7 protein-coding genes are annotated in these 10,004 nt (G+C 67.9%); 6 read left to right on the top strand and 1 reads right to left on the bottom strand.

Annotated elements, in window-relative coordinates; all coding sequences use genetic code 11:
* Positions 1 to 41: 41 nt before the first annotated feature.
* On the bottom strand, positions 42 to 1,370 hold the full coding sequence (locus tag ABD768_RS41650; protein ID WP_344850329.1) for an ROK family protein: 1,329 nt from the start codon (positions 1,368 to 1,370) through the stop codon (positions 42 to 44).
* Positions 1,371 to 2,125: 755 nt separating this feature from the next.
* Between ABD768_RS41650 and ABD768_RS41645 the strand changes: the two genes are divergently transcribed.
* From ABD768_RS41645 to ABD768_RS41620, 6 genes are read left to right on the top strand one after another with little or no spacing between them, the layout of a single operon-like run.
* Positions 2,126 to 3,334 carry an ROK family transcriptional regulator gene (locus ABD768_RS41645; protein WP_344850326.1) on the top strand — a complete coding sequence of 403 codons (1,209 nt, stop codon included), beginning with the start codon at positions 2,126 to 2,128 and terminating at the stop codon, positions 3,332 to 3,334.
* Positions 3,331 to 4,245, top strand: a complete 915-nt coding sequence (locus ABD768_RS41640; RefSeq protein WP_344850324.1) for a carbohydrate ABC transporter permease — start codon at positions 3,331 to 3,333, stop codon at positions 4,243 to 4,245. Before ABD768_RS41645 ends, ABD768_RS41640 begins: the two co-directional genes overlap by 4 nt.
* Positions 4,238 to 5,062 carry a carbohydrate ABC transporter permease gene (locus ABD768_RS41635; RefSeq protein WP_343974027.1) on the top strand — a complete coding sequence of 275 codons (825 nt, stop codon included), beginning with the start codon at positions 4,238 to 4,240 and terminating at the stop codon, positions 5,060 to 5,062. Before ABD768_RS41640 ends, ABD768_RS41635 begins: the two co-directional genes overlap by 8 nt.
* 24 nt (positions 5,063 to 5,086) lie before the next feature.
* Positions 5,087 to 6,343: an ABC transporter substrate-binding protein gene (locus tag ABD768_RS41630; protein WP_344850322.1), complete on the top strand. Its 1,257-nt coding sequence runs from the start codon at positions 5,087 to 5,089 to the stop codon at positions 6,341 to 6,343.
* 8 nt (positions 6,344 to 6,351) lie between these two features.
* Positions 6,352 to 7,506, top strand: coding sequence for a glycoside hydrolase family 15 protein (locus ABD768_RS41625; protein WP_344850320.1), 1,155 nt, complete (start codon positions 6,352 to 6,354; stop codon positions 7,504 to 7,506).
* A complete protein-coding gene (locus ABD768_RS41620; protein WP_344850317.1) occupies positions 7,506 to 9,764 on the top strand; it encodes a glycoside hydrolase family 31 protein in 2,259 nt (752 codons plus the stop codon). Before ABD768_RS41625 ends, ABD768_RS41620 begins: the two co-directional genes overlap by 1 nt.
* Positions 9,765 to 10,004: the final 240 nt, after the last annotated feature.

Below are 10,004 nucleotides of genomic sequence, written 5' to 3'. Positions count from 1 at the left end.
GTACAGGCCTCACTTCAGGGCAGAAGAAAGAGAGAGAAGAATCAGGCGGAGCGTTTGGTGAGGGACGGGCGGTCGGCCTCGTCCGGGCGGAGGTTCGGCTGGAAGAGTTCTCCCAGGAACAGGCCGGCGGCGCCTTGCGCCCAGGCTTCGTCGTCCCAGTCGTCGACGACCACGTCCAGCTCGCGCTGGAGTCCGTCGAACACGGCGTGCTGTAAGGCATCCTCGAAGCCGGGAAGGAACAGATCGCTGGACCGGGTCCCTTCACCCGCGAGCACGATCAGCTTCGGATTCAGCAGATTGACGAGGTTACCGACGGCCGTCCCCAGCGTCCGGCCGACTTGATCGAAAACATCTTTCACACCTTGGTTACCGCCGCGAGCAAGCTCAGCGGCCTCCTCGACGGTGTCGCATCCAGCAGCCTCGAGGATGGCCGGTTCACCGATCAGAGCTTCCAGACACCCACGCCCCCCGCAGTCACAAAGCGGGCCATCGGCAACAACTTTCGTATGCCCGAACTCACCCGCGCCGCCCCCGGCACCGCGATACAGCCGGCCGTCAAGCACCATCCCGAGCCCGACACCACGCCCGATACTCACGACAGCCACATCGGACACACCCCGCCCGGCCCCGAACCACTGCTCATTGGCAACCAGGGTGTTCACATCGTTGTCCACCACCACCGGCAACCCGATCCGCCGCTCCAGCTCCGCGGCCAGGTCGACATCACGCCAGTCGGCGTAAGTCGCATGCCGAACCACCCCGGTAGCCCGATCGATCACCCCTGCCAACCCAACCCCAACCCCGTACACCGGGGCCGGAGCGGGAGCGCCGCCCGCAACGCCGCCCAGAGCGGCCGGAGCGGCGTCCGGAGCGGCGTCCGGAGCGGGAGCGCGGTCCGCAGCGCCGCCAGAGGCGGCGGCCGGGGCGGCCGCTTGCCGCGGCGAGCTGATTGCCGTGCCTGCGCGCAGTTGCTTGACCACCGTGGCGACTGCTTCGACGACCGTGTCGACGTCATCGCCGACAAGACTCACGGTGGTGCGTTCGACGATGCCGGCGTTGAGGTCGGTGAGGACTGCGATGACCCGGGTCTCGGTGACCTTGATGCCGATCACATACCCGGCGTCGGGCCTCAACCCGAGGAGCACCGGTCGTCGGCCACCTCCGGACGACGCCGTCTCCCGCTCCTCGATCACCCCCGAGCCGATCAGCTCGGCGACGATCTCGGACACCGTCGGCAGGCTCAACCCGGTTCGCTTGGCCAGCTCCGTCCGCGACACCAGCCCACCGCGCAGCTCCCCCAGAACCAGCGACGAGTTGATCTCCCGGATCAGCTCCTTGCTCCCCACCCGAACCGGCTGCACCCGCCTCACGCCCCTTACTAAGGTCACCGAAGGAAGTCCCCGGAAGCTAACCCCGGCAGGCGAGCTCCGTCAACACCTCGCACGGTCCGACATCTGCGCGGGGGTGAGGCGCTGTTGGCGGACCCACCCGGCCCGGGACGCAGTTCGCTTGGCCACTGGCGGGTCTTCCTACCGATGGCGTCAAACATCACGCCAGCGACACCAAAACCCGCCATCGAACGCCGTTTCTTCGCCGACTGACGCGCTACAGGCCGCCAGCCGACGAACAACCCGCCAGCCGACCCCCGATCTGCGCACCTGTCGCGCCGCGACGAAGGGAGCCGCCCGGATCGCCACGCATACACAACCACCGCGAACAGCCCCGACACGCCCGGGGTAAGCGATTGCCGAGTGGGTTTGGTGTGCACTGGCGGACCGGCCCGAGCGACGGCGGACCGCCGCGCCATCAAACGCCCGCAGGACCACCTCGACACGCCAAGACCAACGCCACTCCAGGAGGCTTTGACGGGCCGGCGCTTCGCCCGTTGCCCCCAGCAACCGACTCCTGGGCTTCGGGCCGATCCGGTCGGGGTGAGGTGTGGGCGGCGTGGTGTGGGGCGCGTAGAGGCAGTGCGCGCGCGGGCGGAGCGTTGCGTGTTCGGGGCGGGCTGGTGGTCGATCGCCGAGGGTGAGCGGCTGGGCGCGGTGAGGTGAACCCTTGACACGTCTCCGCCGGGGGCTTACTTTTTGGCTAAATTTAGTGGCGAAGTAAGTCGGGAGTGAACGTGGCGAGTGGACAGGGTCCGATCCCCCGCGGTGATCTGGTGCCGTCGGGGATCGTCGGGTTGCTGGGGACCCAGGGGCCGACCTCGCGGACCGAGATCGCCAAGGGGCTCGGGCTGAGTCCGGCGACGGTCACCCAGGTGACCAAGGACCTGATCGCCCGCGGGCTGATCGAGGAGCTGGAGTCGGTACCGTCCAAGGGCGGCCGCCCGGCGCGCCTGCTCGGGCTCGTCCGCGACGCCGGCGTCGCGCTCGGCGCCAAGGTAACCGCCGATCACGTCGCGGTGGTGACCGTTGAGCTGGACGGCACCGTCCGCTCGTCGACCGAGCTGCAGTACGACCCGGCAGCTCCCGACGCGATCGAGCGCCTCGGCCAGATCCTCGCCAAGCAGGTGGCCGAGCTCGACGACCGGCTGCTCGGCGTCGGCGTCGGCGTACCGGGTGCTGTCGATTCGCAGGCCTCCGGCATCGTCGACGCCCCGACCCTCGGCTGGCAGTCGGCTCCCGTCGGACCGGTACTGCGCTCCGCGATCGGCACCCCCGTCCTGGTCGACAACGACGTCAACACCCTCGCCGCGGCCGAGCGGCTGTACGGAATCGGGCGCGCGCACTCGGCGTACCTGGTCGTCACGATCGGGCGAGGCATCGGCTGCGGCATCGTCGTCGACGGCGGCATCTACCGGGGCGCCAACGGAGGCGCCGGCGAGATCGGCCACATCCCGGTCTGGTCGCCAGGGACCGAGCAGCCGCCGTGCACCTGCGGCTCGGCCGGCTGCCTCGAGGCGTACATCGGCGCGGAAGGCATCGCCCGGACCGCCCGCGCCCGCAAGGCGATCGGACCGCGCGGCACGCTCGCCACTTTGTTGCGGGCAGCAACGACCGGCGACGTCGCGGCACAGCAGATCTTCGAGGAAGCCGGCGGCATGCTCGGCCGGGCGCTCGCCGGCGTGATCCACACGGTCGACCCCGAGGTCGTCGTGCTGATGGGTGAGGGAGTGGACGGATGGGAGTTCTGGCAGACCGGGTTCGAGCCGTCGTTCCGGCGATCGTTGCTACCGGCCCGGCGCGCGGTACCGGTGATGGTGGAGCCGTGGACGGAGGACCAGTGGGCCCGCGGCGCGGCGTCGCTGGTGCTGAGCTCCCCGTTCGACTCGGCCGGCAACGGCGGCGAGCAGAGCCGGCTCGTCCGCGCCCGGCTGGAGACCCGATGAAGGCGAACGCGACCGTCACCCGCCGCCGGACCAAGCGGCCGGGTGGCTGGAAGCGGCTCGGCTGGGTGCTGTTCTTCCTGTTGCCGAGCGCGATCCCGCTCTTCGTCTTCACGCTGGTGCCGATGGTCTCCTCGCTGTGGGTGAGCCTGCACAAGTGGAACCTGATCTCGCCGATGGAGTGGGTCGGCCTCGGCAACTACACCAACCTGCTGACCGACGAGAACACCCGCCGGGTCTTCCTGCACACCCTGATCTACGTCGCCGGCTACCTCCCGATCGTGTACGCCGGTGGGCTCGGCCTCGCACTGGCGCTCAACCAGAAGCTCAGGGGCCGCTCGTTCCTGCGGGCGACCTACTTCCTCCCCGTCGTCACCAGCTGGGTCGTCGTCGCGCTGGTCTGGAAGTGGCTGCTCAACCCGACGAACGGCCTGGTCAACCAGGTCCTCGGCGCGGTCGGCGTCCCCCAGCCCGGTTGGTGGACCGACCCGCACTGGGCCCTGCCCGCCGTCATCCTCAGCTCGGCGTGGAAGGACCTCGGTTTCGTGATGGTCATCCTGCTCGCCGGTCTGCAGGCCATCCCGTCCGACCTCTACGAGGCCGCGAAGGTGGACGGCTCGAGCGCCTGGCAGCGCTTCTGGCGCGTCACCCTCCCACTGCTCTCCCCGTCGACCTTCTTCGTGGTGGTGATCTCCCTGATCAACGGTTTCCAGGTCTTCGACCAGGTCTACGTGATGACCGGCGGCGGCCCGCAAGGCTCCAGCCAGGTGGTGGTCGGGCAGATCTACGACCTGACCTTCCGGTACGGACGCGCTGGTGAAGCGTCCGCGCTGTCCTGGATCCTGTTCGCCGTCATCCTGCTGATCACCGTCTTCCAGATCCGCGGCCAGCGCCGGTGGGTGCACTATGCGTGACACCAGATCCCTCCCTGCGAAGATCGCCCTGTACGCCGCTGTGCTGGCCGGCGCCGCGATCATGCTGTTCCCGTTCCTCTGGACCGTGATCACGTCGATCACTCCGGAGGGCTCACTGGCCGACGGCCCCAAGCTGGTCGTCGACAACCCGACGCTCAACGCGTACAGGACGCTGGTCGACGCGATCCCGATCTGGCGGATCATCGTCAACTCGCTCGGCATCGCGATCGCGTCGACGGTGCTCCAGCTGATCACCGGGTCGATGGCGGCGTACGGGTTCGCCCGGTTGCACTTCCCGCTCAAGAACGTCGTGTTCGGCTTCTACCTGGCGACGCTGATGGTGCCGCTGCAGGTGCTCGTCGTCCCGCTGTTCATCGAGATGAAGACCTTCAACCTGCAGGACACGTACTTCGCCCTGCTGGCGCCCACGATCGCGTCGGCGTTCGGGGTGTTCCTGCTCCGCCAGGCGGTGACCGCCGTCCCGATGGAGCTGGACGAGGCGGCCACCATCGACGGCGCCGGCCATCTGCGGATCTTCACCACGATCGTGTTGCCGCTGATCCGGCCCGCGCTGGCGACCGTCGCCGTGTTCGCGTTCATGGGCAGCTGGAACAGCTTCCTCTGGCCGCTGGTGGTGATCAGGTCGCCGGAGTTCATGACGCTCCCGCTCGGCCTGTCCACCCTGCAGGGCCAGTTCACCACTCAGTGGGATGTCGTGATGGCGGGCTCCGTCGTCTCGATCGTCCCGATCGCCATCGTGTACCTGCTCGCGCAGCGCCACATCATCGCCGGTGTCGCCCACACCGGCATCAAGTAACCCCTGAAAGCGAAGGAAACCGCCATGCGCCATCTCAAGACAGTGGGCCTCGGACTGACCGCCGCGCTCGCACTCACGCTGACAGCCTGCGGGCAGGGCTCGGCGACCAAGCAAGCCGCCGCGCCGGAGGGCAAGAGCGTCGTCCGGTACATGAACTTCTCCTCCAACGACGGCCACGAGAAGGACCTGACGGCGATCGTCAACGCCTTCCAGACGGCCAACCCGAACATCACCGTCCAGGTCGAGACGGTTCCGTACGCGGACTACTTCACGAAGCTGCAGACCTCGGTGGCTGGTGGCACCGCGGCCGACGCGTTCGAACTCAACTACGAGAACTTCGTGACATACGCGAAGAACGGCTCGCTGGCCGAGCTCAAGGGGGTCGACACGGCGGCGTACAAGAAGTCGCTGGTGGACGCGTTCAACGACGGCGGCAAGCAGTACGGCGTACCGGAGTCGTTCTCGAACGTCGTGCTGTTCTACAACAAGGCGCTGTTCAAGAAGGCCGGCGTGGCCGAGCCGACCGACGCGTGGACGTGGAAGGACGAGCAGGCGGCCGCGGCGAAGCTGACCGACAAGGGCGCGAAGGTCTGGGGTGACTACCAGCCGGTCTCGTACAACGAGTTCTACAAGGTGCTCGCCCAGAACGGCGGCGAGTTCCTGAACGCCGACCGGACCGAGGCGACCTTCAACTCCCCGCAGGGGGTCGAGGCGGCGAAGTTCCTGATCGACAAGGTCGGCAAGACGATGCCGACCGAGGCCGACGGCGCCGGTACGCCGGACTTCGACTCGAAGCTGTTCAAGTCGGGCAAGCTCGCGATGTGGCACACCGGGATCTGGATGTTCAGCGCGATGGCGCAGGCGCCGTTCGACTGGGACGTCGTGGTCGAGCCGGGCAACACCAAGAAGGCGTCGGCGATGTTCGTGAACGGGCTGGTCGTGTCGGCCGCCTCGAAGAACGCGGACGCGGCACAGAAGTGGGTGACCTTCCTGGCCTCCTCGGACGACACCACCAAGACCCGGCTCGCGACCTCGTGGGAGCTGCCGCCGGTGGCTGACGAGGCGAAGCTCGCGCCGTACCTCGACCAGAAGAAGCCCGCCAACCGCAAGGCAGTGTTCTCTGCGCTGGAGGAGACCGTGCTGCCGCCGGTGATCGAGCGTCAGCAGGAGATGCAGGACCTGGTCACCGCCGAGCTGACCTCTGCCGCGGCCGGTCGCAAGCCGGTCGAGAAGGCGCTCGCGGATGCCCAGACCAAGGTCAATGGCCTGCTCAAGAAGTGAAGGAACCGATGATCTCTCCCGCCCCTGACCTGCAAGAGCTGACCCGGCTGCGGGCACTGGCCGAGCACAGTCACGCCGTCATCACGCAGTACCAGGATGCCGGTGGCGCCTATCCCGCTTCGCCGACCTTCTCGGCGTACAAGGGGTATGCGTGGTTGCGCGACGGCTCGTTCACCGCCGAGGGGATCTCCCGGTACGGCGATGTCGCGTCGGCCGGCCGGTTCCACGACTGGGTCGACGGCGTACTGCGGCGGCGGCGCGGGCAGGTGGACGACCTGCGCGCGGCGCTCGCCCGGGGTGAGGTGCCGTCGAACGAGGCGATGCTGCCGACGCGGTTCACCTTCGACGGTGAGGACGGGTCGGATCCTTGGTGGGACTTCCAGACCGACGGCTACGGGATGTGGCTGTGGTCGGTGGTCACTCACGCGGCGCGGCACGGGCTGGATCTGGCGCGCTGGCGGGAAGGGATCGATGTTGCGGTCGACTACCTGGTGGCGTTCTGGGACCGGCCTTGTTACGACTGGTGGGAGGAGCACGTCGAGCACCGGCACGTGTCGACGCTCGGCGCGATCCATGGTGGATTGGTTGCTGTCGGCACCTGCTCGTCGTTGCGGTCGGCGCCTTGGTCGGCGGCGGCGTTGAAGGTTGCCGCCGACATCCGGTCGCTGGTGACGGCAGAAGGGATCGTCGACGGGCATCTGGTGAAGTGGCTCGGCAGTTCGGCGGTCGACGGTTCGCTGCCGGCCTGCATCGTGCCGTTCGGCCTGGTCTCTCCCGACGACTCACTGGCGGCCATGACACGAGCGGCCGTCGCGAAGGACCTCGACTTCGACGGCGGCGTGCATCGCTTCACCGCCGACGTCTTCTACGGCGGTGGCCAGTGGATCCTGCTCTCCGCCCTCCTCGGCTGGAACCTAGCCGCTGCCGGCGACACAGCTGGTGCGTTGAAGCACCTCCGCTGGATAGCCGACCAGGTGGACGAGCACGGCGACCTCCCCGAGCAAGTCCCTCATCACCTCCTCCACCCCGGCTCCCGCAACGAATGGGTAGCCCGCTGGGGACCGGTCGCCAGCCCGCTGCTGTGGTCCCACGGCATGTACCTGATCCTCGCCGACGAACTCGGCTTCACCATCGCTGACTACCTCGAAAGCAAGGACGCCTGATGCTCACCCATCGCCCCCACGGCATAGAACACCCCTACGCCACCTCCCCCGACCAACGCATCCCCGTCCAGCCGTTGACCGGCCAGCAGGTCCACCTCGGCGTAGTCGTCTCCCCCGACATCACCCGGGTGGTCTGCGAGTGGGGCTCCACCGAACTGCATCTCTCGCCGGCCGAGGCGAACGCCGCGGAGGCCGCAGCGCTGGCAGGAGGTGAGGGCCACTTGGCCGAAGCCCAAGCCAGCGCACTCGGTGGCGACGGCGGCTGGTCCGTGGTCACACCGCCGCTGTCAGAGCCAGTCAAGTACCGCTTCCACGCCTACCGCGAACCGGCGTCAGCCGGCGCCGGAGCTGCGCACAGCCTCGCCGGGCCGACGGGCCCAGGCGTCGGGGGCGAGGCCTCTTCCACCCACACCAACCTCGGGTTGGTTGAGAGCACGGAATGGTTCGAGGTCTCTCCGGCTAGCTGGAGCGCAACTGGTGGGGAGTTGCGGGGTGGGGGTGATCGGGTCAGTGGGATCGAGTGGCTGACCTCCTCGCAAGGGGTTCACCGGGCTCGGTTCGCCCTGCGCCTGGCGGACGGTGAGCACCTCGTGGGGTTTGGGGAGCGGTATGACGCTCTGGATCAGCGGGGGAAGACGCTGGATGCGGTGGTGTTCGAGCAGTACAAGTCGCAGGGGGTGCATGGGCGGACGTACATGCCGATGCCGTTCGCGCATGTGGTGGGTGGGGACGGGTGGGGGTTTCATGTGCGGACTTCTCGGCGGACCTGGTACTCGTCGGAGGGCGACAAGCTGGTTGTCGAGGTGGCTTTGGGTGATGAAGCGGTGGTTGACCTGGGGATTTATGAGGGGTCGGCTGACGTCGTACTGAAGCAGTTCCTGGATGAGGCCGGGCGGGCCGAGGAACTGCCGGAGTGGGTGTTCCGGCTATGGGCTTCGGGGAACGAGTGGAATACCCAGGAGCTGGTGATGGCCCGGATGGATGCTCATCGGGATCTGGCGATTCCGGTGGGGGCGGTGGTGATCGAGGCCTGGAGCGATGAAGAGGGGATCACCATCTGGAGGGATGCCCGTTATGAGGTCAACGCGGATGGGGAGGCACACAGCGCGGGAGACTTCGAGTATCGGGCGGACGGTGCGTGGCCTGATCCGAAGGCGATGATCGATGAGTTGCATGCGCGCGGGATCAAGGTGATTCTGTGGCAGATTCCGTTGCAGAAGACGGAGTTCAGTACGGGTCAAGTGGCGGCCGACGCGGAAGCGATGGTGCGGGAAGGGCACGCAGTACTGGAAGCCGACGGTACGGCGTACCACAACCGTGGCTGGTGGTTCCCCAAGGCGCTGATGCCGGATCTGTCGACCCAGCGCACGCGCGACTGGTGGACGCAGAAGCGGCGGTACCTCGTCGACGATCTCGACGTGGACGGCTTCAAGACCGACGGTGGCGAGCATGCATGGGGGCACGATCTCCAGTACGCCGACGGCAAACGAGGCGACGAAGGCAACAACCTGTTCCCGGTGCACTACGCCCGCGCCTTCGGTGACCTGCTCCGGTCGGTCGGCAAGGCGCCCGTGACGTTCTCTCGCGCCGGGTTCACCGGATCGCAGGCGCACGGCATCTTCTGGGCCGGCGACGAGGACTCGACCTGGGAGGCATTCCGCGCCTCGGTCACTGCTGGGCTGTCCGCGGCGTCCTGCGGAATCGTCTACTGGGGTTGGGATCTGGCCGGCTTCTCCGGACCGGTCCCCGACGCCGAGCTCTATCTACGCGCCGCGGCGGCTTCGGTCTTCATGCCGATCATGCAGTACCACTCGGAGTTCAATCACCACCAGCTCCCCCTCCGCGACCGCACCCCGTGGCACGTCGCCGAAACCACCGGCGACGACCGCATCGTCCCGCTCTTCCGCCGGTACGCCGAACTCCGCGAGCGCCTGGTCCCGTACCTGACCGAACAAGCCGCCCTCACCATCACCACCGACCGCCCGCTCATGCGCCCCCTCTTCTTCGACCACCCCACCGACGAGGAGATCTGGAACCACCCCTACCAGTACCTCCTCGGCAACGACCTCCTCATCAACCCCGTGCTCGACCCGGGCGCCACCACCTGGACCACCTACCTCCCGGCAGGCGACTGGATCGACGCCTGGACAGGCGATCCGGTCCAGCCCGGCCTGGTCACCCGAGACGTCCCGCTGGACCTCGTCCCCGTCTACTGCCGAGCCGACCGCTGGCCAGCCCTCACCCCCATCTTCAGCTAGGCCCCGCGCGACCACTCCGATGGGCGGACCCCTTCGCGGGGGCTGGGGCGGATTTTGCCCCCGAATCGGGAGATTTGCCTCCCCGGTCTCGGTGACGATCCTCCCCAACCTCGCGTCGGGCGACCGGCGCTGGGATTGGTTGCTTGGGACAACGGCCGGAGCGCCACGCACACACAACTCGGCAGGCAACCGCTTACCCCGGCGTGTCGGGGCGACTGGCGAGGGTTGTGCGTGCGTGGG

Source organism: Kribbella ginsengisoli (genome assembly GCF_039537185.1).
Lineage (GTDB): Bacteria > Actinomycetota > Actinomycetes > Propionibacteriales > Kribbellaceae > Kribbella > Kribbella koreensis.
Note: the sequence above shows the minus strand (reverse complement) of the source record. Positions and strands in the feature narration are given on the sequence as shown.